Raw genomic sequence first — 25,434 nt, forward strand, 5'->3', positions numbered from 1 at the left:
CAATTCTAACGAGACGGCGCCCTCCGCAACATGAATGAAATTCATGGAAAGGCTCGCGGCGCTCCAGAGCCCTGCAGCTTTGCTATCATCGCGCACCTTTGTTCCCGCTTTGCTCAGGTAGTTCTCATGTCCGATCGCAGCGCCCGCCTCCAAGCCCTCCAGCAAGCCCTGAAGGAGCGCATCCTGATCCTCGACGGCGGCATGGGCACCATGATCCAGAGCTACAAGCTCGAAGAAGCCGACTACCGCGGCGAGCGCTTCGCCGACTGGCCGAGCGACGTCAAGGGCAACAATGACCTGCTACTGCTGACTCAGCCGCAGATCATCGCCGCCATCGAAAAGGCCTACCTGGATGCCGGCGCCGACATCCTGGAAACCAACACCTTCAACGCCACCCAGGTGTCCCAGGCCGACTACGACATGGAGTCGCTGGTCTATGAGCTGAACGTCGCTGGCGCCCGTGTGGCCCGCGAAGTGGCCGACGCCAAGACCCTGGAAACTCCTGATCGTCCGCGCTTCGTCGCCGGCGTGCTCGGCCCGACCAGCCGTACCTGCTCGATCTCCCCGGACGTCAACGACCCCGGCTACCGCAACGTCACCTTCGACGAGTTGGTGGAGAACTACACCGAAGCGACCCGCGGCCTGATCGAGGGCGGCGCCGACCTGATCCTGATCGAAACCATCTTCGACACGCTCAACGCCAAGGCGGCGATCTTCGCCGTGCAGCAGGTGTTCGACGAGGACGGCGTCGAACTGCCGATCATGATCTCCGGCACCATCACTGACGCCTCCGGCCGCACCCTGTCCGGTCAGACCACCGAAGCCTTCTGGAACTCGGTGGCCCACGCCAAGCCGATTTCCGTGGGCCTGAACTGCGCCCTCGGTGCCAAGGAACTGCGCCCTTACCTGGCAGAGCTGGCGGCCAAGGCCGGCACGTACGTGTCCGCGCACCCCAACGCCGGCCTGCCCAATGCCTTTGGTGAATACGACGAAACCCCGGCGCAGATGGCCGAGGTGGTTGAGGAATTCGCCGCGTCGGGCCTGCTGAACATCATCGGCGGCTGCTGCGGCACCACGCCGGGGCATATCCAGGCCATCGCCGAGGCGGTCGCCAAATACCAGCCGCGCCCGATTCCGGACATTCCCAAGGCCTGCCGCCTGTCGGGCCTGGAGCCCTTCACCATCGATCGCCAGTCGTTGTTCGTCAACGTCGGCGAGCGCACCAACATCACAGGTTCCGCCAAGTTCGCCCGGCTGATCCGCGAGGAGAACTACACCGAGGCCCTGGAAGTCGCCCTGCAGCAGGTGGAAGCCGGCGCCCAGGTGATCGACATCAACATGGACGAGGGGATGCTCGACTCGAAGGCCGCCATGGTCAGGTTCCTCAACCTGATCGCTGGCGAGCCGGACATTTCCCGCGTGCCGATCATGATCGACTCCTCCAAGTGGGAAGTTATCGAAGCGGGCCTGAAGTGCATCCAGGGCAAGGGCATCGTCAACTCGATCTCCATGAAGGAAGGCGTCGAGCAGTTCAAGCACCACGCCAAGCTGTGCAAGCGCTATGGCGCCGCCGTGGTAGTGATGGCCTTCGACGAGGTCGGCCAGGCCGATACCGCCGCGCGCAAGAAGGAAATCTGCCAGCGCAGCTACGACATCCTGGTCAACGAAGTGGGCTTCCCGCCGGAAGACATCATCTTCGACCCGAACATCTTCGCCGTCGCCACCGGCATCGAGGAACACAACAACTACGCGGTGGACTTCATCGAAGCCTGCGCCTACATCCGTGACCAGCTGCCGTATGCACTGAGTTCGGGCGGCGTGTCCAACGTGTCCTTCTCGTTCCGCGGCAACAACCCGGTGCGCGAAGCGATCCACTCGGTATTCCTCTACTACGCCATCCAGAACGGCCTCTCCATGGGCATCGTCAACGCCGGTCAGTTGGAGATCTACGACGAGATCCCCAAGGAGCTGCGCGACGCGGTCGAGGACGTGGTGCTCAACCGTAACGACGGCGCTACCGAGGCGCTGTTGGCCATCGCCGACAAGTACAAGGGCGACGGCGCCGCCAAGGAAGTCGAGAACGAGGAGTGGCGCTCGCTGCCGGTCGAAAAGCGCCTGGAGCATGCGCTGGTCAAGGGCATCACCGCCTTTATCGTCGAGGACACCGAAGAGTGCCGCCAGCAATGCGCGCGACCCATCGAGGTCATCGAAGGCCCGTTGATGAGCGGCATGAACGTGGTCGGCGATCTGTTCGGCTCGGGCAAGATGTTCCTGCCCCAGGTGGTCAAATCGGCCCGCGTGATGAAGCAGGCCGTGGCGCATCTGATTCCCTTCATCGAAGCCGAGAAAGGTGACAAGCCGGAAGCCAAAGGCAAGATCCTTATGGCCACCGTGAAAGGCGACGTGCACGACATCGGCAAGAATATCGTCGGCGTGGTGCTGGGCTGTAACGGCTACGACATCGTTGACCTGGGCGTGATGGTGCCGGCGGAGAAGATCCTGCAGACCGCCATCGCCGAGAAGTGCGACATCATCGGCCTGTCCGGGCTGATCACCCCGTCGCTGGACGAAATGGTCCACGTCGCCAAGGAAATGCAGCGCCAGGGCTTTACCCTGCCCCTGATGATCGGCGGCGCGACCACTTCCAAGGCGCACACCGCGGTGAAGATCGACCCGCAGTACAAGAATGATGCGGTGATCTACGTCACCGACGCTTCCCGCGCGGTGGGCGTGGCGACCCAACTGCTGTCCAAGGAGCTCAAACCCGACTTCGTGCGCAAGACCCGTGACGAATACGTGGTAGTGCGTGAGCGCACCGCCGCCCGGGCGACCCGCACCGAGCGCTTGAGCTACGAAAACGCCATCGCCAACAAGCCGAAGTTCGACTGGGCCGGCTATAGTGCACCGCAACCGAGCTTCACCGGCGCCAAAGTGCTCGACGATATCGACCTCAACGTACTGGCCGAGTACATCGACTGGACGCCGTTCTTCATCTCCTGGGACCTGGCCGGCAAATACCCGCGCATCCTTACCGACGAAGTGGTCGGTGAGGCGGCCACCAGCCTGTTCAACGATGCCCAGGCGATGCTGCGCAAGCTGATCGACGAGAAACTGATCAAGGCCCGCGCCGTGTTCGGTTTCTGGCCGGCCAATCAGGTGCGTGACGACGATATCGAAGTCTACGGCGACAACGGCGAGCAACTCGCCACCCTGCACCACCTGCGTCAGCAGACCATCAAGCCGGATGGCAAGCCGAACCTGTCCCTGGCCGACTTCGTTGCGCCCAAGGAAAGCGGCGTTACGGATTATGTGGGTGGTTTTATCACCACCGCCGGCATCGGCGCCGAGGAAGTGGCCAAGGCTTACCAGGACAAGAGCGATGACTACAACGCGATCATGGTCAAGGCCCTGGCCGACCGTCTCGCCGAAGCCTGCGCCGAATGGCTGCACGAGCGCGTGCGCAAAGAGCACTGGGGCTACGCGGCGGACGAGCAACTGGACAACGAGGCGCTGATCCGCGAGCAGTACAAGGGCATCCGCCCGGCTCCCGGCTATCCGGCCTGCCCCGATCACACCGAGAAGGCCACGCTGTTCAAGCTGCTCGACCCCGAGGCCGACTACAACAAGGCCGGCATGAGCGGCGTGTTCCTTACCGAGCACTACGCCATGTTCCCGGCCGCCGCCGTGTCCGGCTGGTACTTCGCCCACCCCGAGGCGCAATACTTCGCCGTCGGCAAGGTCGACAAGGATCAGATCGAGCGTTACACCGAGCGCAAGGGCCAGGACCTCGCCGTCACCGAGCGCTGGCTGGCGCCTAACTTGGGTTATGACGACTGATGTGAAAGAGCCCGCTATCGCGTAACGCTGTTCACTTAAGGTTGTACGCGCTTGGCTCCCCTCTCCCATTTATGGGAGAGGGGCTGGGGGAGAGGGCTGGAACGATGCAAAACCGCCAGTTCCCCCTCTCCCTAACCCTCTCCCCGGAGGGGCGAGGGGACTGATCGCATTACACCGTCTCTTATGTGAACAGCATTGCGCTATCGCGGGCTCTTTTCATTCGTGGCCAGGTTGCAATCCACGGCGGTTCAAAAGCGATGCAAACGTAGGGCGGGTGCAACCCGCCGCTTGATAAGGCCTCAGGGTTCTGGCCCTTCGGTCAAGCCCGTGCCGCTGCAGGACGCAAGCTTCGCGGACGAGTCCGCTCCCACAAGGTGACTGTGCCAACGCTGCCCCTCTCTGTGGGAGCGGACTTGTCCGCGATAACTTTCGCGAATTGCACCGCAAAAACCTGGCCGATCAGGAAAGCCCCGGCGCGCGCCGATCATCGAAAAAACACGAACTCCGATACATCAACAGCGCTCCAACCCATGTCGAGCCATTTCGGCTCATTCGACGGAGCGATGACATGTACAAGCACAGCCTTGCAGTACTGGCCGTAGCGGCCGCCATGACCGGTTGCTCGACCATCGAGAATCCGGCCGACTACGTGACGTTTCGCAACGAGCCACTGGTCAAGCAGGTAGACCACGGCATGACCATGGAACAGGTACGCACCCTCGGCGGCCCGCCCTCTTCCGAAGAGCGCAACAGCGTTACCGGCGGCACCTGCAATAACTACGTGCTGAATGTCGATGGTCTGGAACAACCCTACTACGTGGACTTCGACGTCAACGGCCGGGTCGACAGCAAGGGCTTCATGACCTGCGAGCAGCACCAGGGCAACCAGCGCAAAAGACTCTGATGCAATCAGCCCCGCTGCACGCAGCGGGGCTGATGGGATCGCCTGATGGCCTAGAAGATGAGTTTGAACAACCCGATCACCACGATCAGGCCGATGATGAAAATGATGCCGACGGTGCCGCCTAGAAACTTGAGCATGCTGACTCTCCTTTTTCTGGATTCAGGAGTTGTGACCACGAAGCGGCCGTCAGCGTTTAGCTTTTTTCTCCATCCGCAGCTGCAGCAGCAACCATCAGGCGCCAGGGCGACGGACAATCTTGATGCTGTATTCCATCTGCGGCTTGCGCGTCATGCTCACGGCACGCCGGCTGACGGTATCCAGGGTGATGTTCCAGAAGCCGCTGGAGGGTACGCGGATCTTCGCAGGAAATTTGATGAAGGCGCCGCCGTGGTAACTGTGTCGGCCACGGTTCCTGAAGGCGCGAAAGTTGGCATCGTTCATCAGGCGGATGTTGCACGGTTGCGAGCACTGGATGACCACCAGATCGCCCTCTTCCAGATGCTCGCGTTGATGGATGAATTTCATCGTATTCGGACTCGGTGGTGAAACGGGGGCGCAATAGTGCCGCAAGCGGCGCGGCATCGCCAGCGCAGCTGACGACGCGCTTGCAACCAACGCGTGCGCTGCCTAGGATGCGCGCCCATCATTGCATCACCCTGCCCACATGAAAGCCCTGCTCGACCGCATTCCCATTGTGATTGCTCTGCTCAAGCGCTATCCCGGCCTGGTTGCGCTGTTCGGATTCTGCTCGGGACTGGCCAGCTTTCTTTTGGTCGACCGCCAGGCGCATCTGGCCAAGGTACTGGGCGTGGTGCTGGTGGTCAGCTGGGTCTGGCTGATCCTGGAGAACCTGCTGCGCGAGCGCATAGCCCAGCGCTTCGGCTTCGAGTTGCCGCTGCCATTGCTGCGCTACGGCACGCAGATGATCCATCAGGAGAGCCTGTTCTTCGTCCTGCCGTTCTTCTTCATCACCACCACCTGGAACAGCGGGCAATTGCTGTTCAGTGGCCTGCTGGCGGTCGCTGCGCTGGCCTCGATCACCGATCCGATCTACTACCGCTGGCTGGCACCACGACGCTGGCTGCTGCTGGCCTTTCACAGCCTTGCGCTGTTCGCGGTGATGCTCACCGCGTTGCCGATCATCTTCCACCTGAGCACGCCGCAGAGTTACCGCATCGCCCTGGCGGTCGCTACGCTGCTGGCACTACCGAGCCTGCCGGGGCTGATCGGTGTCGCCGGCTGGCGCCGCACTCTGCTGCTGGCCGCCCTGCCCCTGGCCATGGCCAGCGCCGGCTGGATGGGACGCGTGTGGGTGCCCCCGGCAACGCTGTGGCTGACAGAAGTGGCGATCAGCAACCGCTTCGATGGTGAGCAGCGCACGCCTGGCGTCAGCCTGAAGCGGATCACGCCGCAGCAACTGGGTAATGACGGGCTCTACGCCTACACCTCGATCAACGCCCCGCGCGGCCTCAACGAGCGCATCTATCACGTCTGGCAGCACAACGGCCGGGAAGTCGATCGCATCGCCCTGGAGATCAGCGGCGGACGCAAGGAGGGCTATCGCGCCTGGACACACAAGCTCAATTTCCCCGCCTCGCCCGAGGGTCGCTGGCAGGTGCGAGTCGTCACCGAAGCCGGACAGATGATTGGCGTACTGCGCTTCGAAGTGGTGTCTGCAGCGCCGCGCGAGTCCACCACGCCAGCGCTCTAGCAATCGCCCCTTCAGCGATGCGCCTTGCGCCAGCTCGACGGCGACTGGCCGAAGTGATTGCGAAAGGCCGTGCTGAAGGCCGCCTGGTCGGCATAACCGAGCACGTCGGCCAGTAGCGTCAGCGGCATGTTCGATGCCCGCACCTGCCAACCTGCAGTATCCATCTTCACCTGATGCATCAGTTGCTTGAAGCACAGCCCCTCACCGAGCAGGCGCCGCTGCAGGGTTCGTGGGTGCAGGCCGAGCAGCTCGGCGATATGCCCGAGCGAATGCTGGCGCATGCCGAGGGTCTGCACGATCAGGCTGCGCACCTGCAACTCCAGATCGTCCTGCAGACTGTCCAGGCGTTCGCGCAGCGACGCTTCGAGGCGCTGCGCATCATCTGAGGCCATGGCCAGCACCGGGCGCTGCAGAATGCTGGCGTCGTACACCAGACAGTCGTATTCCTGATCGAAGCGCACCTCGCAACCCAGATGCTGGCGATAGCGCATGCGCGGCGCCACCGGGCTGTGGCTGAATTCCACGCGCAGCGTGCGCAGGTCGGCGCCGCCCACCGCACGTACCAGGCGCGCATAGGCGGCGATGGCCATCTCCCGGTACTGCTGCGCGCCCTCCATCGCAAAAAAATGTTCGATACGTCGCACCTGGACACGCCCTTCCAGCATCAACAATTGCCAGTGCTCGGCCTTGTTGTGCAGCGCCAGATAGCGCTGCGCCGCCGTGAAGGCCGCCTGCAGGTCAGGCTCGCGCACCAGCAGGCGCCCCAACAGCCCGAGCATTTCCAACCCCTGATGGCTGGCTACGCGCAAGCCCAGATCGGGACACTGCAGCTGCACGGCCGCTTCGTTCAGCAGGAGGATCAGCTGCTCGATGCGAATCAGGCCGTCGCCATAGTCCAGCGCATCGGCGCTCATGCCTACGCGCGCAAGAATCACACGCAGATCGCCGCCCAAGCTGGTCACCTCGGCTTCCAGCCCGGTCAGGGCAGCACTGCGCACCTCATAGCGAACGGACATGGTGCCCCTCCTGGCAGATTGCTCGAAGATGCCAACACTGTCGCGTCATGACAAGTTTTGCACTGAGCAGGCGCCTAGTCTGGCCTCACTACAACAAGAGCCGAGGCCTCCGTCATGCCCCAATACGATCTGATCATCCAGAGCGGCCGCTACTTCGACGGCAGCCCTGCTCCCTCCGCCATCCGCAGCCTGGCGATCAAGGGTGGCCGCATCGGCCTGGTCAGCGCCGAGCCGCTCGACGCCAGCCTGGCCGAGCGGGTCATCGATGCCCAGGGCAAATGGATCACCCCCGGTTTTCTCGACACCCACACCCACTACGATGCCGAGCTGATGGTCGCGCCCAGCCTCAGCGAATCGGTGCGTCACGGCGTGACCACGGTGCTGGTGGGCAGTTGCTCCTTGAGCATGGTGTGCAGCGACGCCGAAGATGCGTCAGACATCTTCACCCGCGTGGAAACCGTACCGCGCGAAAAGGTGTTGCCGATTCTGCGTGAGCGCAAGCGCTGGAACGGCCCGCGGCAATGGCGCGAGTTCATCGACCAGCATCCGCTGGGGCCGAACCTGGTCAGCTTTCTCGGCCACAGCGACCTGCGCGTGGCTGTGATGGGCCTGCATCGTGCCACCGACCGCCAGGTGGTGCCGGAGGAAGCCGAGCTGCAGCGTATGGAAGCCATTCTCAGCGAAGCGCTGGATTGCGGCTTCCTTGGCCTGTCCACTATGTGTCTGAAGTGGGACAAGATCGACGGCGATCGCGAATGGTCGAAGAGCCTGCCCAGCACCTACGCCCGTTGGCGTGAAGTGCGCCGCCTCAATCGTCTGCTGCGCCAGCGCGGGCGGGTACACCAGGGCGCACCCAATGCTGCCAACCCGCTGCAGATCACCCAGTACATCAGCGAAGCCATCGGCCTGCTGCGCAAGCCGTTGAAGACCACGCTGATTTCCCTGCTCGACCTCAAGGGCAACCGCAGCCTGGCACTGCTCGCCCGCTTCTCGGCCTGGCTGACCAACCGCCTCGGCGGCGATTTTCGCTGGCAACTCTTGCCGACACCCTTCGCCATCTACGCCGACGGCATGGATATCGTCCTGTTCGAAGAGTTCGGCGCCGGCGAGATGGCGCTGGATGTCAAGGATCAGATCGAGCGCAATCTGCTGCTGCAGAACGAGCAGTACCGCCGCACCTTCCGCAAGTACTACGCTGACAAGCTGTCGCCGCGGGTCTGGCAGCGCGATTTCGGCGATGCCGTGATTCTCGGATGCCCGGACACCTCGCTGGTCGGCAGGAACTTCGCCGATGTCGCCCGCGAGCGCGGCCTGCACGTGGTCGACCTGTTCCTCGACATGGTGGTGCAATACGGCCGCCAGCTGCGCTGGTTCACCGTGATCGGCAATCATCGCCAGGACAAGCTGCGGCAGATGGTACGCAGCCCGCATACGCTGATCACCTTCTCCGACGCCGGCGCGCATATTCGCAACATGGCCTTCTACAACCTGCCGCTGCGTTTCCTCAAGCTGGTCAAGGACAGTCACGACGACGGCCAGCCGGTGATGAGCCTGGAGCGGGCGGTGCACCGCCTGACCGGCGAACAAGCAGATTGGCTCGGCATCGAGGCGGGTTACATTCGCCAGGGAGACCGCGCCGACCTGGTGCTGATCGATCCCGCCGGGCTGCAACAGAACCTGGAGCGGGAAAACTGGGACGAGATGCAGGGCTTCGGCATCCAGCGCATGGTCTGTCGCAATCCCGGCTGCGTCAGCCATGTGCTGATCAATGGCAAACTGGCCGTGGACGACGAGCGTATCGTCCCTGAACTGGGCCGCGAACGCGGTTTTGGCCAGTTCCTCGCGGCGCGCTGAAACGGCCTACGCATGGGCGCGTCGCGGTGGTAGCATGCGCGCCCCATGCAACTCTCCGAACTCAACCAACGCCTCGCCGACCTCGGCGCCAAACCCCAGCATATCGGGCGCATCACCCGTGCCTGGCTGCAGGGCAAGGCGCTGGATACCGGCACCAAGCACCAGAAGACCGAGAATTTCCTGCCGCTGACGGTGCGTGAGGGGCTGCCCGCCATCGCCGCCAGCCTCGAAGCACTGGCCCGGGTCAGCACCGAACACCCGGGCGCTGACGGCTCATCGCGCCTGCTGGTAGAGCTGGCCGACCGGCAGATGGTCGAAAGCGTTCTGCTGCCGCGCGACGGCCTGTGCATCTCCAGCCAGGTCGGTTGCGCCGTCGGCTGCACCTTCTGCATGACCGGCAAGAGCGGTCTGCTGCGCCAGCTCAGTAGTGCCGAGATGGTCGCTCAGGTGGTGTTGGGCCGTCGCCGTCGCGCAGTGAAGAAAGTGGTGTTCATGGGCATGGGCGAGCCCGCCCACAACCTCGACAACGTGCTCGAGGCCATCGACCTGCTCGGCACCGAGGGCGGCATCGGCCATCGTAACCTGGTGTTTTCCACGGTTGGCGATCCCCGTGTCTTCGAGCGCCTGCCCAAGCAGCGCGTGCGCCCTGCCCTGGCTCTGTCGCTGCACACCACCGACGCCGAGCTGCGTCAACGCCTGCTGCCCAGAGCGCCGCGCATCGATCCCGAGCAGCTGATGGAACTGGGCGAAGCCTATGCCCGCAGCATCGATTACCCGATTCAGTATCAGTGGACGCTGCTCAAGGGCATCAACGACAGCCAGCAGGAAATGGACAACATCCTGCGCCTGTTCAGGGGCAAGTTCGCCGTGCTCAACCTGATCCCCTACAACAGCCTGGAAGCCGACGAATACCAGCGCCCGGACGGCGAGCGCATCGTCGAAATGGTGCGCTACCTGCACAGCCGCGGCGTGCTGACCAAGGTGCGCAACTCGGCCGGCCAGGATGTCGACGGTGGTTGCGGGCAACTGCGCGCCCGTGCGGTGGACGTGATCAATACCAGCCGATTGCATCGAAATCGCGGCTGAGGCTCAAGAATGGCGGCTGCCAACCGATAAGAAACGTACAGAGAGACCGCACGTCCAGCAGGCAAAAAGCCAGCACTGTACTAGGTTTGTAAAGAACCGCCTTGCATGGATGCAGACCCGCCGTTATCGCATCCAGGAGCCACCCATGAAAATCGCCCACAAGGTCGGTATCGCAGCCGCGACCGTGCTTTTCCTTACCACCAGCTTGTTATCGCTTTCCCAGGTCAGCCAGGTACGAGACACCCTGCGTAGCCAGGCTGAGGAAAGCATTGCCGAGTCGAGCAGTGCCCTGGCCGGGCAGATCGAGAACTGGCTCAACGCCAAGCTACGCCTGATCGACCTGATGGCGCAAAGCATCGACAGCGACTACAGCCCGGAGCAAACCCAGCGCGTGATCGACGCGCCGCTGCTCAAGGACGAATTCATCCTGGTCTTCGGCGCACTTGAAGCGGATGGCAAACCGATCAAGAACAGCGACGACTGGAAGCCGAACGCCGACTGGGACGGGCGCCAACGGCCCTGGTACGGCACGGCCAAGAGCGGCAGCCAGGCCGTGCTGACCGAACCCTACGTCGACTCCACCACCAATGAAATCCTCATCTCCGCCGTGGCACGGATCAGCGATGCCGGCCAATTCCTTGGTGCCTTCGGTGGCGACATCCGCCTGCAGTCGGTGGCCGATGCAGTCAACACCCTGGATTTCAACGACGCCGGTTACGCCTTCCTGCTCAGCCGTTCGGGCAACATCATTTCCCACCCCAATGCCGAGTACAACGGCAAATCCTACAGCGAACTCTTCGATGGCCAGAGCCCGGCGCTGGGCAAGGAGCTGCGGGAGGTCGAAGCCGGCGACAAGAGCCTGCTGGTTTCCTTCACGCCGCTACCCAATCTGCGCGGCATGGACTGGTACATCGGCGTCGTGCTGGATGAGAACATCGTCATGGCCGAGGCCGATCGCCTGACCTGGCTGGCGGTGATCGGCACTGTCGTTGGCGTGGCCATCAGCCTGTTGGTGCTGGGCCTGCTGATGAACAGCCTGCTCAAACCACTGGGCCTGCTCAGCACCTCGCTGCGCGAGATCAACAGCGGTGAAGGCGACCTGACGCGCCGCCTGGCGATCACCAGCAACGATGAGGTGGGCGAGTTATCACAGGAGTTCAACCGCTTCCTGCAAACGCTGCAGAGCCTGATTGGCGACGTGATGAGCAGCTCGCATCAGGTCCGCGAAAGCACCGCTTTGACTTCCAACGAGTCGGAACAGGCCGCGCGCCGCTTGCAGGAGCAATTGCAGGAACTCGACCAGTTGGCCACGGCCATGCAGGAAATGGCCTCCACTGCCGAGGAAGTGGCGCGCAACGCCCAGGCGGCGGCGCAGGCCGCCGTAGCCGCCAACGAGGAAACCGAGAACGGCGTGCGCGTGGTGTCGCAATCGAGCACGGCGATTCGTCACCTGGCCGACGAGATGGACCAGACCAGCCATGCGATCAACGAACTGGCCAAGCTCAGCCACAACATCGAATCGATCCTGCAGGTGATCACCAGCATTGCCGAGCAGACCAACCTGCTGGCGCTGAACGCCGCCATCGAGGCCGCGCGCGCTGGCGAATCCGGCCGCGGCTTCGCCGTGGTCGCAGATGAGGTCCGCTCGCTGGCCTCGCGCACGCAGCAGGCCACGCAGGAAATCCGCCAGATGATCGACCAGTTGCAAGGCGGCGTGCGTCAGGCCGAGAACCGCATGCAACAGAGCCGCGACACGGCCAGCAAGACCGCCGAAGAGGCCGGCGCGGCGAACGACATGCTCGGCCGTATTCGTGAGGCCATCACCCGCATCAACGACATGAACCTGCAGATCGCCACCGCCGCCGAAGAACAGAGCGCCACCACCGAGGAAATCAACCGCAACACCACCAACATTCGCGACATCAGCCACGAACTGGCCGGTGGCGCCGAACAGCAGGTGCACCAGTGCAGCTCGATGGTGGAACAGGTCGGCCAGCAGGATCGCCTGCTGGGGCGTTTCAAGGTCTGAGCCAAGCGCCGCAGATCCACGCACAAGAAAAAGCCCCGGCATGCCGGTAAAGCTGTTCACATAAGAAATGGTCGGACACGATTAGTCCCCTCGCCCCTTTGGGGAGAGGGTTAGGGAGAGGGGAGAACTGTTAGTTTTGCGGTGTTTTCAGCCCTCTCCCCCAGCCCCTCTCCCATAAATGGGAGAGGGGAGCCAAACGCATGCAACCTTAAGTGAACGGCATTACGGCATGCCGGGGCTTTTTAATCGTAGCGATCAGACACCGCTCTTGACCTTGCTCCAGATACGCGTGCGCACCCGGTCGATCTTCAGCGGCATGGCCTCCAGCGTGTACAGCTTGTCCATCACCGCGTCAGGTGGATAGACGGTCGGGTCAGCCTTGAGGGCGGGATCGACCAGGCTGTCGGCCTTGAGGTTGCCGTTGGCGTAGTTCACATGGTTGCTGATGCCCGCCATCACCTCTGGCTGCAACAGGTAGTTCATAAAGGCGTAGGCCCCCTCCTCGTGACCGGCATCGGCCGGCATGGCTACCATGTCGAACCAGATCGGCGCGCCCTCTTTCGGGATCTCGTACTGAATCTTCACACCATTGCCTGCCTCGGTAGCACGCGCGCCAGCCTGCATGATGTCGCCGGAGAAGCCGACCGCCATGCAGATCTCGCCATTGGCCAGGTCGCCAACGTATTTGGAAGAGTGGAAGTAGCGTACGTTCTTGCGCATTTCCATCAGCAGCGCTTCGGCACGCTTGTAGTCCTCAGGGTTCTTGCTGTGATGCGGCAGCCCCAGATGATGCAGGGCAATCGGCAACATTTCCGGGCCGTTGTCGAGGATCGCCACGCCGCACTGGTTGAGCTTGGCCAACGTGACCGGGTCGAACAGTACGTCCCAGCTGTCCATCTTTACGTCATCGCCCAACACCGCACGCACCTTGTCGACGTTATAACCGATACCAGTGCTGCCCCACAGGTAAGGAAAGCCGTGCTCGTTGCCCGGATCGTTCACCTCCAGCGTTTTCATCAGCACCGGGTTGAGGTTGTTCCAGTTCGGCAGCTTGCTGCGGTCGAGCTTCTTCAGCGCACCGCCCTGGATCTGCCGGGCCATGAAGTGGTTGGAGGGGAAGACCACGTCGTAGCCGGAACGCCCGGCCATGAGTTTGGCGTCCAACGTCTCGTTGCTGTCATAGACGTCGTAATGAGTGCCAAGGCCGCTGTTCCTTTCGAACTGTTTGAGGGTGTCCGGGGCGATGTAGTCGGTCCAGTTGTAGATGCGCACGCTGTCGGCGGCTTGGGCGGTGCCGGCCAGGATCAGGCACGGCAGGAGTTTCTTCAGCATGGAATACCTCGTCGATGGTCTTGTTGTTCTAGGCAGTCACTGAAAAGGTGCTGATCAGAAAATCAGCACATAGGTCTTACGCACCGTTTCTTGTATGTCCCAGATGCCGACGGTGTTGGCCGGCATCATCAGCGCGTCGCCGGCGCGGATCTCGATAGGCTCGCCACCGTCAGGCGTGAAGGTGCAGCGCCCAGCCACGAAGTGACAGAACTCCTGCTGCACGATCTGCCGGCGCCAACGCCCTGGGGTGCATTCCCAGACACCGGTCTCAACACCGTCACTGCGCTCGACACTGGTGGTCGAGGCGACCGCCACCGGCTCGCCCAGCGGGACGGCGACAGGATTGGACGTATCCAGGACGACGTTGGGGGTGTCACGAAAATGGGTAATGTTCATGGGGACTCCAGATAAAGGAACGGCTGGCATTCGCTCAGCCCATCAGGCTTTCCATACGCGCAGCCACCGCCTGCGCCAGACGGCGTCGCCAGGCTGGGCTGCGCGGGTTGGCGAGTACTTCGTCCTCGTGAACGAAACTGCGGATGATTGCGTTGTAACCGAGCCAGCGGCAGGGTTCGGGCTCCCAGCGAGGCAAACGGGAAATAGGACTGTCACTCAGCACCCAGGGCTGGCGTAGCAGTTCGCTGTCGCGCCCCAGAATCAAATCGGCCAGGGTGCGTCCGCCAAGGTTGCTGGCGCCTACACCCTCGCCGCCGTAGCCGCCAGACAACGCGATGCGGTTGCGTGAGTCACGCAGCATGTGCGGCTGAAAGCGCCGCGCCATGCCCAGATTGCCGCCCCAGGAGTGGCTGAAGCGGACGCAACGCAGTTGCGGGAAGATTTCCCCCATCAAATAGCGGCGCAGGCCCAGTTCTTCTTCAGTGAGGTTGAAATCGCTGCGCAGACGTCCACCAAAGCGATAACCGCCGCGTGCGCCGAAGATCAGACGATCATCGAAGCTGCGCTGGCCATAGGTCACTTGGCGGCTGAATTCGCTGAACGCCTGCCCGCGCTCCAGGCCGATACCAGCCCAGACATCCGCCGGTAGCGGCTCGGTGGCCACGATCAGGCTCTGCACCGGCAACTGGTGATTGCCCAGCGGCGACAAGGTGGCCGCATAACCCTCGATGGCCGGCACTACCCAATCAGCCGTGACGCGAGCCTGTGCCGTGCGCACCTGGCCTGGCTGCCAGTCGATCACCGGGCTGCGCTCGTAGAGCTCGACGCCCATGTCTTCAACGCTACGTGCCAGACCCCGGACCAGTTTGGCAGGCTGAACGGTCGCGCAATGCGGGCTGTACAGCGCACCAAAGGCATTGGCGACACGCAGTTGCGCAGCCAGCTCGCTGGGCGACAGCCAGCGGTAATCGTCTTCACCGAGGCCTAGCTCGCGCAAGTGCTCGAGGTAATCGCGCAGGCGTACCTCCTGCTCCGGATAGCGCGCGGCGCAATACAGCACGCCGCCCTTACGCAGGTCACAGTCGATGCCTTCGCGGGCCACCACCTCGGCTACTTCGTCGGGAATACCGTGCAGCAGATCGAAGGATGCCTTGCGCGCGGCAGACGGCCGAGCGGCCAGCAAACGATCCTCACCGAGCAGGTTCCCCATCAGCCAGCCGCCGTTACGCCCGGAAGCGCCGAAACCGGCCGTCTCGGCCTCTAAAATCACGACGCGCAGTTGCGGGGCATACCGTTTGAGGTAATAGGCCGTCCACAACCCGGTATAGCCGGCGCCGATGATAGCTATGTCCGCCTGAATATCTTCCTGCAGGCTGGGCCGCGCCTGCAGCGGATCATCGAGCTGATCCATCCACAGACTGATGTTGCGCCAGTTCATCCACGCCTCCGTCATCGGTTGATGACGCAAGGCTAGTAGTGGCAATCAGGCGCTGTCTTGCGTGCGTGCCCGCGAGGAAATTTCCTTGAGATAGGCTTTCGGCGACAGCCCGGTGTGGCGCTTGAAACAGCTATAGAACGCCGACAAGGAATTGAAACCTGCGGCAAAGGCCAGCTCGTCGATGCGCTTCAGATCACTGCCGACCTGCAGCCCCTCGAGCAGGTACTGCAGACGAGCGCGATTGACGTAGCGATAGAAGCTTTCGCCAAGCACCTGGTTGAGCAGATGGGAAATCTGGTTGCGGCTGTAACCGGTCGCCGCTGCCACCTGCTGCAGGTCCAGCTCCGGGTCGAGAAAAGGCTGACTGCGCTGGAAATAATCCTGAAGATCCTGCGCCAGTTGCCCGAGCTGACGCGTCGACAGCCCCAGGCGGCTGATCGCCGGACGCGAAGTGGCGGTTTCGCCAGCGCCACGAATCTCGTGCACCAGGGTGGCGTATTCGTTGATGCGCCAGATCAGCCCGTCACGCACGGTGATGGCCTCGCCGGTGCGAAACGACACCAGCCCTTCCCCGCCCTGCAGGCTGGTGCGGTACTGGATGAAGGCGGTATGACCATCGATGCGAATACGATCAACGTGCTCCAGCAACTCGCCTGGACGGCGCGGCAGGTTGGCCTCGACGTACTCGCGCAACTCGGCCAGACGCATGCAACGCTGCTGATAGAAATCGTTGTATTCGATATCGGGGTGATACAGCGCCATCACCGCTTCGAGGTCACGATGCTTCCAGCTCAGGTGGTAACGCAAGATGGTTTCACGGGTGCGCTCGGTCTGCGCGGCATCGTCGGCAAAAAGGTCGTCAGGCATGGTAGGCGTCGTTGGTCAGGCACGGGCAGATTGCCTGATTCGCCGAAGCCAGCCTAGCCCCTCGTGCCGCCTGGCCGGTTGCGGACTATGCTTGCAGGATCGAAGGAGAGACCGACCATGACTGATCAGGACAAAGACCCCCAGGCCCCTCTGACGCTACGCGAGATGCTACAGAGCGTGCTGGCGGCAGCGCTCGGGGTACAGAGCGGCAAGAACCGCAGCCGCGACTTCAGCCGCGGCAAACCCGGTCATTTCATTCTGCTCGGAGTACTGTTCACCGCCCTGTTCGTGATCGTGCTGCTGGGGGCGGTAAAACTGATCCTGCACCTGGCGACCGGCTGACCCTTTAGCCTTTGGGCGTCATCAATGGATATCGGCGCAGCGGCGGATGAAAAAAGGCCGACCGCCAATGCGCGCCGGCCTTCGTGCTTACTGCCCGCTAACCCAGAAAACCGCGGTGCCTACAGCAAGCAGGATCAGGCAGAAGATCGCCCAGGCGTCGATGACGCTGTCGGAATTGTCCCTATCGGTGTGTTCGCTCATGGCTCCCCCTCTTCTTGTATTGTGGGTGACGCACACTGCATTTAAGACCAGCCTCGGCCTTCGCTCAAACCATCTGGTTATGCTCTGAGACAGTCTTATTCCTTAAAGCTAGGTTTATATATTCAAACATCACTTTTACGCATAAACCTGAGCTGGTATCGTGCCCCGGCTCCTAGGGGAGTGCGCGGCCGTGCGCGCTGATTGGCAGTAAGTAGCCTGAAAACAGGACCCTTCATGTACGTATATGACCAGTACGATCAAAAGATCGTCGAGGATCGCGTCAAGCAGTTCCGCGATCAAACCCGTCGCTACCTCTCCGGAGAGCTGAGCGGCGAGGAATTCCGCCCGCTGCGCCTGCAAAACGGCCTGTATATCCAGCGTTACGCGCCCATGCTGCGCGTCGCCGTACCCTACGGCCTGCTGTCGTCCGCCCAGGTTCGCGTGCTGGCGCGCATCGCCCGCGACTATGACAAGGGCTACGCCCACATCAGCACTCGCCAGAACGTCCAGTACAACTGGCCGGAGCTGGAAGACATACCGGAGATTCTCGCCGAGCTGGCCACCGTGCAGATGCACGCCATCCAGACCAGCGGCAACTGCATCCGCAACACCACTACTGACCAGTTCGCCGGTGTGGCCAAGGACGAGATCATCGATCCGCGCCCCTGGTGCGAAATCATCCGCCAGTGGTCGACCTTCCACCCCGAGTTCAGCCACCTGCCGCGCAAGTTCAAGATCGCCGTCAACGGCGCCGTCAGCGACCGCGCCGCTATCGAAGTGCATGACATCGGCCTGGAAGCGGTGCAGAACGAAGCCGGCGAGCTGGGCTTCCGTGTTTCCGTCGGCGGCGGCCTGGGCCGTACCCCGATCGTCGGCAGCTTCATCAATGAATTCCTGCCGTGGCAGCACCTGATCAGCTATCTCGACGCCATCCTGCGTGTGTACAACCGCTATGGCCGTCGCGACAACAAGTACAAGGCGCGCATCAAGATCCTGGTCAAGGCGCTGACCCCCGAGGTGTTTGCCGAGCGCGTGAACGCCGAATGGGCGCATCTGAAGGATGGCCCGAGCACCCTGACCGAAGCCGAAGTCGCCCGCGTCGCCGCGCATTTCATCGACCCGGCCTACCAGGCCCTGAACGATGAAGACGCCCTGCTTGCCCAGCAGGACGCTGAGCACCGCGGCTTCGCCCGCTGGCGCCAGCGCAACACCTTCGCTCACAAGAAGCCTGGCTACGTTGCCGTGACCCTATCGCTCAAGCCCACCGGCGTGGCGCCGGGCGACGTCACCGATAAGCAGCTCGACGCCATCGCCGATCTGGCCGACCGCTACTGCTTCGGTGAAGTACGCAACAGCCACAACCAGAACATCATCCTCGCCGACGTCGAGCAGCGTCAGTTGCTGACCCTGTGGAACGAGTTGCGCGAACAAGGCTTCGCCACGCCGAACGTGGGCCTGCTGACCGACATCATCTGCTGCCCGGGCGGCGACTTCTGCTCGCTGGCCAACGCCAAGTCGATCCCGGTGGCCGAAGCCATCCAGCGCCGTTTCGACGATCTCGACTACCTGTTCGACATCGGCGACATCGACCTGAACATCTCCGGCTGCATGAACGCCTGCGGTCACCACCACGTCGGCCACATCGGCATCCTAGGTGTCGACAAGAAGGGCCAGGAGTTCTATCAGGTCTCGCTCGGCGGCAGCGCCGGTCGCGAAGCCAGCCTGGCGCAAATTCTCGGCCCGTCCTTCGCTCAGGACGACATGCCGGACGTGATCGACAAGATCATCAACGTCTACGTCGAACAACGCACCGAAGAAGAAAGCTTCCTCGATACCTACCGCCGTATCGGTATCGACCCGTTCAAGGAGCGCGTCTATGCAGCGAATCATTAAGAACGGCCAGGTGGTCGATGAAACCTGGCACCTGCTGGCCAAGGACGTGACCCTGGACGTCATCCCCAATTGCGACGACATCATCGTCCCGCTGGCCCTGTGGCGCGAGCATGCCCACGCCCTCAAGGCCCGCGATGGCGGCCTTGGCGTGTGGCTGGAAGCCGGTGACGAAGTCGAGGAAATCGCCGATGACCTGGCGCACTTCCAGGTGATCGCCCTGGAGTTTCCGGCCTTCACCGATGGCCGCCACTCCTCCAGCGCCTACCTACTGCGTACCCGCTACGGCTACGAAGGCGAAGTCCGCGCCATCGGCGATGTCCTGCGTGACCAGCTGTTCGCCCTGCGCCGCGTCGGCTTCGATGCCTTCGCCGTGCGTGCCGACAAGGACCCGTACGATGCGTTGAAGGCCTTCGAGGACTACAGCGAGGTGTACCAGGCTTCGGCAGACCAGCCACAACCGCTGTTCCGCCGCCGCGCCTGATCGCGGAGAAGCACCTGAAAACGCCCCGACTGGTTCGGGGCGTTTTGCTTTGCATGGACCGCTCGGCAGTTGAGTCGAACCGTACCGCGTCAGTGAAGTCGGATTCCATAAGCCCATCGCTTAGGGAGATACGCCATGAAACATGACTGGGACCTGATCGAACGCCTGCTGCACGAGGCACAGAACTCCGCCGGCAAACCCTTTGCCCCGCGGCGCTACGCCGAAGACCTTGCCGAAGAGCATGAGAGTGCCGGCGAACACGTTGACGATCTCGACCATCTACGTGCCGAGGCCGCTCGTTACGAGTCGCGCCTGCTGCACAACGGCTTCATCGAACCGCGCCCGGAGGAAGAAGGCGGCAATGGCGAGAACTTCATCCTCACCCCGCGCGGCGCGCAATTGCTGAGCATGCTCGATAGCAGCATCCCCGGCAGCGAGCACCCGCGCGAAGTGCTCGACGAGGCTGGCGAGGCGGCGCTAACACCCGAGGTGTTCGACCGCCTGGCACCCAAGGCGAATCTCAGCGAAAGCGGCTGACCGTTCATTGAAACGAGCTGGGCGCCCTTGTGGCATGGCCCAGGTTTTCTCCGCACAAATGAAAACGCCGCGCCCTGATCAGGGCGCGGCGTTTTTTGATTCAGCTGCAAGGCATCAGCCTTGCCGGGATCAATCCTCGCGGTAGCGACGCAGTTTCAACGCCTTGCCGGCCACGCGGGTGTCTTTCAGCTTGCCGAGCAGACGGTCCAGACCATCTTCCGGCAGCTCGACCAGGCTGAAGGTCTCACGGATCTGAATGCGGCCGATGGCGTCGCGAGCCAGGCCGCCTTCGTTGAGGATGGCGCCCAGCAGGTTCTTCGCGGCGATGCCATCACGCGTGCCCAGTGCAGTACGGCAGCGCACACGGCCTTCGGCCAGCGGTATCGGCGCACGACGCTCGCGGTATTCACCACGCTCGCCGCCACGATCATCACGCTCGCGACGCTCACGCGGCGCACCACCAACACCCGGCACCAGCGGCTGTTCGCGCTCGACGCTGGCCAGATCCAGCGCCTGACCATTGGTGGCCTTCTTCAGCAGCGCAGCGGCGAGTGCGCGCGGGCTGCAACCGATGTCGGCGGTCAGGCGGTCGAGCAGATCACCATGGCTGGCTTCGGCATCAGCGACCAGCGGCGCCAGGCTGCTGGTCAGTTTTTTGATGCGTGCATCGAGCACCTGCTGGGCATTCGGCAGCTTGACTTCGCCGACCTTCTGTCCGGTCACACGCTCGATCACCTGCAGCATGCGGCGCTCACGCGGGGTGACCAGCAGCAGTGCACGGCCATCACGACCGGCGCGACCGGTACGACCGATACGGTGTACGTAGGACTCCGGGTCGTACGGCATGTCGACGTTGAACACGTGGGTGATACGCGGCACATCAATACCACGGGCGGCGACGTCGGTGGCGACGACGATGTCCAGGCGACCATCCTTGAGCGACTCGATCACGCGCTCGCGCTGGTTCTGGGCGATGTCACCGTTCAGTGCAGCGGCCTTGAAGCCCTTGGCTTCCAGAGCGGAGGCCAGGTCCAAGGTAGCCTGCTTGGTGCGCACGAAGGCGATCAGGGCGTCGAAATCCTCGACTTCCAGCAGGCGCAGCACGGCGTTGGTCTTCTGATCGGCATGGATCATCAGGTGCGCCTGCTCGATGCGCGAGACGGTCTGGGTCTTGGCCGCGATCTTGATGTGCTGCGGCTCGCGCAGGTGCTTCTCGGCAATGGCGCGGATCGAATGCGGCAGAGTGGCGGAGAACAGCACGCTCTGGCGGCTTTCCGGCATGGCTTCGAAGATGATCTCCAGATCGTCCATGAAGCCCAGTTTGAGCATTTCGTCGGCTTCGTCGAGTACCAGGTGCTGGATGGTGGACAGCACCTTCTCGTCGCGACGCAGGTGGTCGACCAGGCGGCCCGGAGTGGCGACAATGATCTGCGCGCCCTGACGGATGGCCTTGAGCTGCGGGCCCATCGGCGCGCCGCCATAGACCGCGACGACATTAACGCCCGGCATCTGCTTGGAATAGGTTTCGAAGGCGGTGGCCACCTGCAGGGCCAGCTCGCGGGTCGGCGCCAGGATCAGCACCTGCGGCTCACGCTTGGCCGGGTCGATCTTGCTCAGCAGCGGCAGGGCGAAGGCGGCTGTCTTGCCGGTGCCGGTCTGCGCCTGACCGATCATGTCGTGGCCGGCGAGGATCACCGGAATGGCCTGCGACTGGATCGGGGACGGCTCTTCGTAACCGACGGCGGTCAGAGCGGCGAGAATATTGGGGTGAAGTCCGAGCGCGGCGAAGCCGCCGATTTCCTGGGTCATGGGTCTGCCTCAAGTGCATCCGCAAAGACCCATGTTCCAAAGCTGCGCATGCCGTGTAAGACCTTGTGGGTCACCCTGGCAGCCTGGTCGGCGGGGATTTGCGAAAACGTGATGAAAGTGAATCGTCAAGGATAGTCCGCTGGGGACTGGCTGCCGGAAGTTAATTTCCCGGGCGAGTTGCACTACCTGAACGTGGCCAGTGAATTGGCCGGCGCGCATCATACCGGAAATTCCCGACCAAGGTGCTGTTTTTTATGTCCTGCGCCTTCCTGGGCTGCGCCCTGCCAGTGCTTCCACGCGCTTTTTCCAGGTTTCAGACCATGCGACGCTTCACGTCGCCGGGCGCAATGCCTCGATCAGCGATTGCAGCGAGTAACCCAGGCGCGGCGTCAGCTCACCAGCGCGCGCCTGCAGGCGCCCCATGTCCAGGCACTGGTCGAGGTCGGCCGGAATCAACAGCACCACGTTGCCCTCCTTGACCGGGCACTCCCAGTAGTGCCGGTGATAGAGCCCGCGCAGCAACGCCGCACCCAGTGGCTTGCCGTCGTTGCCAGCCCATTGGTTGATGATCAGCCAGCCGCCCGGGTTGAGCTTTTCGCGGCAACGCTCGAGAAAGCGCCAAGCCAGATGACCGACGCCAGGCCCCTGGTCGGTGTACAGATCGAGGAAGATCAAGTCGGCGGTTTCCGCACTGTCGAGCAGCTCGGTGGCATCGCCGATACGAATGGTCAGGCGCGGATCGTCGTCCAGCCCGAGGAACTCCATGGCCAGGCGCGGCACATCCGGGCGCAGCTCGATGGCCTCGACATCCTCCAATGGCAGGAACTTCAGGCAGGCCTGGGTCAGGTTGCCGGCGCCAAGGCCGAGGAACAACGCGGTTTCCGGCGCATCGTGGCATAGCGCGCCAAGTAGCATGGCGCGGGTGTAGTCGTATTCGAGCCAACCGGGATCGCCCTGGAACACGCAGCTCTGCTCGATGGCATCACCGAACTCCAGGAAGCGGTAGGCACCGATCTGCACCACGCGAATTACCCCGAAGGCATCGTGCACTTCGGCCAGCAGAACCTCGTCCTGCAACTCGTCGTCTGGCGGCAACCCCGGCATCGATACCTCTCCCACAGTGACATCCCGCACCACAAGCGGCGGGTCGAAAGCGCTGATTGTCATTGAAGCGGACACCCCGGGTCACGCGATAATTCTCGTACTTGCGCTGCTGCCCATAACATAGCTGCACGAGCCGAACTCCCGCCTAGCAAAGCTGGCTTCTGCGGCTTTTGGCTTCTTGCCCGCTTACCGCGGCGCGGCCTTGGCGGTAACATGCCGCCAGCCGATTAGCCGAACGCAGAGACGCCCGATGCACGCCTGGAGCCCCGACAGCTGGAGAGGCAAGCCCATCCAGCAACAACCCGAATACCCCGATGCCGCCCACCTCGCCCGCGTCGAACAGACCCTGGCCGGCTATCCGCCGCTGGTGTTCGCTGGCGAGGCGCGCGAACTGCGCCGGCAGTTCGCCGAAGTCACCCAGGGCCGCGCCTTCCTGCTGCAAGGCGGCGACTGCGCCGAGAGTTTCGCCGAATTCTCCGCCGCGAAGATTCGCGACACCTTCAAGGTGCTCCTGCAAATGGCCATTGTCATGACCTTCGCCGCCGGTTGCCCGGTGGTCAAGGTCGGGCGCATGGCCGGCCAGTTCGCCAAGCCGCGCTCGTCCGGCAGCGAAACCATCGACGGCATCACCCTGCCCGCCTACCGCGGCGATATCGTCAACGGCATTGGCTTCGACGCCGCCAGCCGCGCGCCCGATCCGGAGCGCCTGCTTCAGGCCTATCACCAGGCCACTGCCAGCCTCAACCTGCTGCGCGCCTTCGCTCAGGGCGGTTTCGCCGATGTGCACCAGGTGCACCAGTGGAACCTCGACTTCATCGCCAACTCGGCACTGGCCGAGAAATACCACCAGCTCGCCAATCGCATCGACGAAACCCTGGCTTTCATGCGTGCGGTCGGCATGGACAGTGCACCACAGTTGCGCGAAGTGAGTTTCTTCACCGCCCATGAGGCGCTGCTGCTGAACTACGAGGAAGCCTTCGTACGCCGCGACAGCCTCACCGGCCGCTGGTACGACTGCTCCGCACACATGCTGTGGATCGGCGACCGCACCCGTCAGCTGGACGGCGCGCACGTCGAATTCATGCGCGGCATTGAGAACCCCATCGGCGTCAAGGTCGGCCCGAGCATGGACCCGGACGAGCTGATTCGCCTGCTCGACACGCTCAACCCGGACAACGACCCGGGCCGCCTCAACCTGATCGTGCGCATGGGCGCCGACAAGGTCGAAGCGCACTTCCCGCGCCTGCTGCGTAAGGTCAAGGAGGAAGGCCGCGAGGTGCTGTGGAGCTCCGACCCCATGCACGGCAACACCATCAAGGCCAGCAGCGGCTACAAGACCCGCGATTTCGCGCAGATCCTCGCCGAGGTCCGACAGTTCTTTGCCGTGCATCAGGCCGAGGGCACCTACGCCGGCGGTATCCATATCGAGATGACCGGGCAGAACGTCACCGAATGCATCGGTGGCTCGCGCCCGATCACCGAAGACGGGCTGTCCGACCGCTACCACACTCACTGCGACCCGCGCATGAATGCCGACCAGTCCCTGGAACTTGCCTTCATGATCGCCGAGACACTCAAGCAGGTACGCCGCTGACCCGCAGCGCTCTGGCCATTGGCCAGGGCGCGAACCGGCGCGCAATTTTGCCGAGCGTCATTCGGCATAATGCCGCCGCCAACGCGAGCACCGAACGGGTGCCGAACGCTGCTACCTAGCCGGAAAGGACTCGCGGCCAATACCCCCCCAACAAGGACGATGAACCATGCAACTGCGCACCACCCTCTCCGCTTTCGCCCTCTCCAGCGCCGCTCTGCTAACCGGCTGCCAGAACATGTCCCCCGACGCCATGCTGCAATCCGGTCTGATGGCCGTGCAGGCCGCAACACTCAGCGACGCCGAAGTGCGCAGCATGTCCGACCAGGCCTGCGCCGAAATGGACGCCTCGGCCAACATCGCCGGCCCGAACAGTCCGTACACCAAGCGCCTGGACAAGATTGCCAACAACCTCGGCCACCAGATCAACGGCACACCGATCACTTACAAGGTTTACCAAGCCGATGAAGTCAATGCCTGGGCCATGGCCAACGGCTGCGTGCGCGTCTACAGCGGGCTGATGGATCTGATGACCGACAACGAAGTCGAAGGCGTACTCGGCCACGAGATCGGCCACGTCGCCCTCGGCCACAGCAAGAAGGCCATGCAGACCGCCTACGCCACCACCGCCGCGCGCAACGCTGCAGCGGCTTCGGGCAATGCCTCCGTCGCGGCCCTGTCCTCCTCGCAACTCGGCGCCCTGGGCGAACAACTGGTCAACGCGCAATTCTCGCAGAGCCAGGAAAACGCCGCCGACAACTTCTCCTTCGATCTGCTGACCCAGCGCAACATCCCGCGCGAAGGTTTGGTTACCGCTTTCGAGAAGCTGGCCAAGCTGGGCGGCGGCGAAAGCAGCATGTTCTCCTCGCACCCAGGTTCCAGCGACCGCGCCAACAACATGCGCACCCGCCTGGCCACCAAGTAGGCACGAAGCCCTTCAAGCTTGTCGCCAGTACGTACCGTTGTAGTGAGTCATCTGGATCGTAAAAGCTTCGCGGACGAGTCC

20 protein-coding genes are annotated in these 25,434 nt (G+C 62.9%); 12 read left to right on the plus strand and 8 right to left on the minus strand.

Going from position 1 to position 25,434, the window contains the following annotated elements; genetic code table 11:
* Positions 1-126 precede the first annotated feature (126 nt).
* On the plus strand, positions 127-3,837 hold the full coding sequence (gene metH, locus P3C50_RS05335) for a methionine synthase (RefSeq protein ID WP_275545150.1): 3,711 nt from the start codon (positions 127-129) through the stop codon (positions 3,835-3,837).
* Positions 3,838-4,405: 568 nt separating this feature from the next.
* The gene (gene osmE, locus P3C50_RS05340) at positions 4,406-4,741 is read left to right on the plus strand and encodes an osmotically-inducible lipoprotein OsmE (RefSeq protein WP_197855748.1); all 336 of its coding nucleotides are present in this window, start codon (positions 4,406-4,408) and stop codon (positions 4,739-4,741) included.
* Between the two features lie 231 nt (positions 4,742-4,972).
* Here osmE and P3C50_RS05345 read toward each other — a convergent pair whose 3' ends face one another.
* Entirely contained in the window at positions 4,973-5,266 is a 294-nt protein-coding gene (locus tag P3C50_RS05345; protein ID WP_013715667.1) for a DUF1883 domain-containing protein, read from the minus strand.
* A 139-nt stretch (positions 5,267-5,405) separates the two neighbouring features.
* On the opposite strand from P3C50_RS05345, the gene P3C50_RS05350 reads away from it, so the two are divergent.
* Positions 5,406-6,452, plus strand: a complete 1,047-nt coding sequence (locus tag P3C50_RS05350; protein WP_275545151.1) for a DUF5924 family protein — start codon at positions 5,406-5,408, stop codon at positions 6,450-6,452.
* Positions 6,453-6,463: 11 nt separating this feature from the next.
* On the opposite strand, the gene P3C50_RS05355 is transcribed toward P3C50_RS05350, so the two are convergent.
* Positions 6,464-7,468, minus strand: coding sequence for an AraC family transcriptional regulator (locus P3C50_RS05355; RefSeq protein WP_275545152.1), 1,005 nt, complete (start codon positions 7,466-7,468; stop codon positions 6,464-6,466).
* 114 nt (positions 7,469-7,582) lie between these two features.
* On the opposite strand from P3C50_RS05355, the gene P3C50_RS05360 reads away from it, so the two are divergent.
* The 3 genes from P3C50_RS05360 (at position 7,583) to P3C50_RS05370 (ending at position 12,437) form a co-directional block, all read left to right on the plus strand.
* Complete coding sequence (locus P3C50_RS05360; protein ID WP_275545153.1) at positions 7,583-9,322, plus strand: N-acyl-D-amino-acid deacylase family protein; 1,740 nt, start codon at positions 7,583-7,585, stop codon at positions 9,320-9,322.
* Positions 9,323-9,367: 45 nt separating this feature from the next.
* Positions 9,368-10,408, plus strand: a complete 1,041-nt coding sequence (locus P3C50_RS05365; RefSeq protein ID WP_275545154.1) for an RNA methyltransferase — start codon at positions 9,368-9,370, stop codon at positions 10,406-10,408.
* Positions 10,409-10,553: 145 nt separating this feature from the next.
* Positions 10,554-12,437, plus strand: a complete 1,884-nt coding sequence (locus P3C50_RS05370; RefSeq protein ID WP_275545155.1) for a methyl-accepting chemotaxis protein — start codon at positions 10,554-10,556, stop codon at positions 12,435-12,437.
* 255 nt (positions 12,438-12,692) lie between these two features.
* On the opposite strand, the gene P3C50_RS05375 is transcribed toward P3C50_RS05370, so the two are convergent.
* From P3C50_RS05375 to P3C50_RS05390, 4 genes are read right to left on the minus strand one after another with little or no spacing between them, the layout of a single operon-like run.
* A complete protein-coding gene (locus P3C50_RS05375; RefSeq protein ID WP_275545156.1) occupies positions 12,693-13,769 on the minus strand; it encodes a polyamine ABC transporter substrate-binding protein in 1,077 nt (358 codons plus the stop codon).
* Between the two features lie 54 nt (positions 13,770-13,823).
* Entirely contained in the window at positions 13,824-14,165 is a 342-nt protein-coding gene (locus P3C50_RS05380; RefSeq protein ID WP_275545157.1) for a cupin domain-containing protein, read from the minus strand.
* A gap of 34 nt (positions 14,166-14,199) precedes the next feature.
* Entirely contained in the window at positions 14,200-15,603 is a 1,404-nt protein-coding gene (locus tag P3C50_RS05385; RefSeq protein ID WP_275545158.1) for an NAD(P)/FAD-dependent oxidoreductase, read from the minus strand.
* 45 nt (positions 15,604-15,648) lie between these two features.
* Positions 15,649-16,470, minus strand: coding sequence for a nuclear transport factor 2 family protein (locus tag P3C50_RS05390; RefSeq protein WP_275545159.1), 822 nt, complete (start codon positions 16,468-16,470; stop codon positions 15,649-15,651).
* 117 nt (positions 16,471-16,587) lie between these two features.
* Here P3C50_RS05390 and P3C50_RS05395 point away from each other — a divergent pair, with 117 nt between their 5' ends.
* The 4 genes from P3C50_RS05395 to P3C50_RS05410 all read left to right on the plus strand — a co-directional run bounded on the left by P3C50_RS05395 (position 16,588) and on the right by P3C50_RS05410 (position 19,924).
* The gene (locus P3C50_RS05395) at positions 16,588-16,812 is read left to right on the plus strand and encodes a DUF2970 domain-containing protein (RefSeq protein WP_275545160.1); all 225 of its coding nucleotides are present in this window, start codon (positions 16,588-16,590) and stop codon (positions 16,810-16,812) included.
* Positions 16,813-17,247: 435 nt separating this feature from the next.
* Positions 17,248-18,906 (plus strand): nitrite/sulfite reductase, encoded by a 1,659-nt coding sequence (locus P3C50_RS05400; RefSeq protein ID WP_275545161.1) that lies wholly within the window; start codon positions 17,248-17,250, stop codon positions 18,904-18,906.
* On the plus strand, positions 18,890-19,387 hold the full coding sequence (locus P3C50_RS05405) for a DUF934 domain-containing protein (protein ID WP_275545162.1): 498 nt from the start codon (positions 18,890-18,892) through the stop codon (positions 19,385-19,387). The genes P3C50_RS05400 and P3C50_RS05405 overlap by 17 nt, the downstream gene beginning before the upstream one ends.
* A 135-nt stretch (positions 19,388-19,522) precedes the next feature.
* Positions 19,523-19,924, plus strand: a complete 402-nt coding sequence (locus P3C50_RS05410; protein WP_275545163.1) for a transcriptional regulator — start codon at positions 19,523-19,525, stop codon at positions 19,922-19,924.
* A gap of 129 nt (positions 19,925-20,053) precedes the next feature.
* On the opposite strand, the gene P3C50_RS05415 is transcribed toward P3C50_RS05410, so the two are convergent.
* The gene (locus tag P3C50_RS05415) at positions 20,054-21,733 is read right to left on the minus strand and encodes a DEAD/DEAH box helicase (RefSeq protein WP_275545164.1); all 1,680 of its coding nucleotides are present in this window, start codon (positions 21,731-21,733) and stop codon (positions 20,054-20,056) included.
* 330 nt (positions 21,734-22,063) lie between these two features.
* Complete coding sequence (locus P3C50_RS05420; RefSeq protein ID WP_275545345.1) at positions 22,064-22,837, minus strand: spermidine synthase; 774 nt, start codon at positions 22,835-22,837, stop codon at positions 22,064-22,066.
* A gap of 250 nt (positions 22,838-23,087) precedes the next feature.
* On the opposite strand from P3C50_RS05420, the gene P3C50_RS05425 reads away from it, so the two are divergent.
* Both P3C50_RS05425 and P3C50_RS05430 read left to right on the plus strand, forming a co-directional pair.
* Positions 23,088-24,431, plus strand: coding sequence for a class II 3-deoxy-7-phosphoheptulonate synthase (locus P3C50_RS05425; protein WP_275545165.1), 1,344 nt, complete (start codon positions 23,088-23,090; stop codon positions 24,429-24,431).
* 166 nt (positions 24,432-24,597) lie between these two features.
* Complete coding sequence (locus P3C50_RS05430; protein ID WP_275545166.1) at positions 24,598-25,353, plus strand: M48 family metalloprotease; 756 nt, start codon at positions 24,598-24,600, stop codon at positions 25,351-25,353.
* Positions 25,354-25,434: the final 81 nt, after the last annotated feature.

Source organism: Pseudomonas sp. Marseille-Q0931 (assembly GCF_940789645.1).
Lineage (GTDB): Bacteria > Pseudomonadota > Gammaproteobacteria > Pseudomonadales > Pseudomonadaceae > Aquipseudomonas.

Excerpts from the sequence above, each read along its gene's own strand:
- metH (WP_275545150.1), top strand. The coding sequence starts at position 127 with ATGTCCGATCGCAGCGCCCGCCTCCAAGCCCTCCAGCAAGCCCTGAAG.
- osmE (WP_197855748.1), top strand. The coding sequence starts at position 4,406 with ATGTACAAGCACAGCCTTGCAGTACTGGCCGTAGCGGCCGCCATGACC.
- P3C50_RS05345 (WP_013715667.1), bottom strand. The coding sequence starts at position 5,266 with ATGAAATTCATCCATCAACGCGAGCATCTGGAAGAGGGCGATCTGGTG.
- P3C50_RS05350 (WP_275545151.1), top strand. The coding sequence starts at position 5,406 with ATGAAAGCCCTGCTCGACCGCATTCCCATTGTGATTGCTCTGCTCAAG.
- P3C50_RS05355 (WP_275545152.1), bottom strand. The coding sequence starts at position 7,468 with ATGTCCGTTCGCTATGAGGTGCGCAGTGCTGCCCTGACCGGGCTGGAA.
- P3C50_RS05360 (WP_275545153.1), top strand. The coding sequence starts at position 7,583 with ATGCCCCAATACGATCTGATCATCCAGAGCGGCCGCTACTTCGACGGC.
- P3C50_RS05365 (WP_275545154.1), top strand. The coding sequence starts at position 9,368 with ATGCAACTCTCCGAACTCAACCAACGCCTCGCCGACCTCGGCGCCAAA.
- P3C50_RS05370 (WP_275545155.1), top strand. The coding sequence starts at position 10,554 with ATGAAAATCGCCCACAAGGTCGGTATCGCAGCCGCGACCGTGCTTTTC.
- P3C50_RS05375 (WP_275545156.1), bottom strand. The coding sequence starts at position 13,769 with ATGCTGAAGAAACTCCTGCCGTGCCTGATCCTGGCCGGCACCGCCCAA.
- P3C50_RS05380 (WP_275545157.1), bottom strand. The coding sequence starts at position 14,165 with ATGAACATTACCCATTTTCGTGACACCCCCAACGTCGTCCTGGATACG.
- P3C50_RS05385 (WP_275545158.1), bottom strand. The coding sequence starts at position 15,603 with ATGAACTGGCGCAACATCAGTCTGTGGATGGATCAGCTCGATGATCCG.
- P3C50_RS05390 (WP_275545159.1), bottom strand. The coding sequence starts at position 16,470 with ATGCCTGACGACCTTTTTGCCGACGATGCCGCGCAGACCGAGCGCACC.
- P3C50_RS05395 (WP_275545160.1), top strand. The coding sequence starts at position 16,588 with ATGACTGATCAGGACAAAGACCCCCAGGCCCCTCTGACGCTACGCGAG.
- P3C50_RS05400 (WP_275545161.1), top strand. The coding sequence starts at position 17,248 with ATGTACGTATATGACCAGTACGATCAAAAGATCGTCGAGGATCGCGTC.
- P3C50_RS05405 (WP_275545162.1), top strand. The coding sequence starts at position 18,890 with ATGCAGCGAATCATTAAGAACGGCCAGGTGGTCGATGAAACCTGGCAC.
- P3C50_RS05410 (WP_275545163.1), top strand. The coding sequence starts at position 19,523 with ATGAAACATGACTGGGACCTGATCGAACGCCTGCTGCACGAGGCACAG.
- P3C50_RS05415 (WP_275545164.1), bottom strand. The coding sequence starts at position 21,733 with ATGACCCAGGAAATCGGCGGCTTCGCCGCGCTCGGACTTCACCCCAAT.
- P3C50_RS05420 (WP_275545345.1), bottom strand. The coding sequence starts at position 22,837 with ATGCCGGGGTTGCCGCCAGACGACGAGTTGCAGGACGAGGTTCTGCTG.
- P3C50_RS05425 (WP_275545165.1), top strand. The coding sequence starts at position 23,088 with ATGCACGCCTGGAGCCCCGACAGCTGGAGAGGCAAGCCCATCCAGCAA.
- P3C50_RS05430 (WP_275545166.1), top strand. The coding sequence starts at position 24,598 with ATGCAACTGCGCACCACCCTCTCCGCTTTCGCCCTCTCCAGCGCCGCT.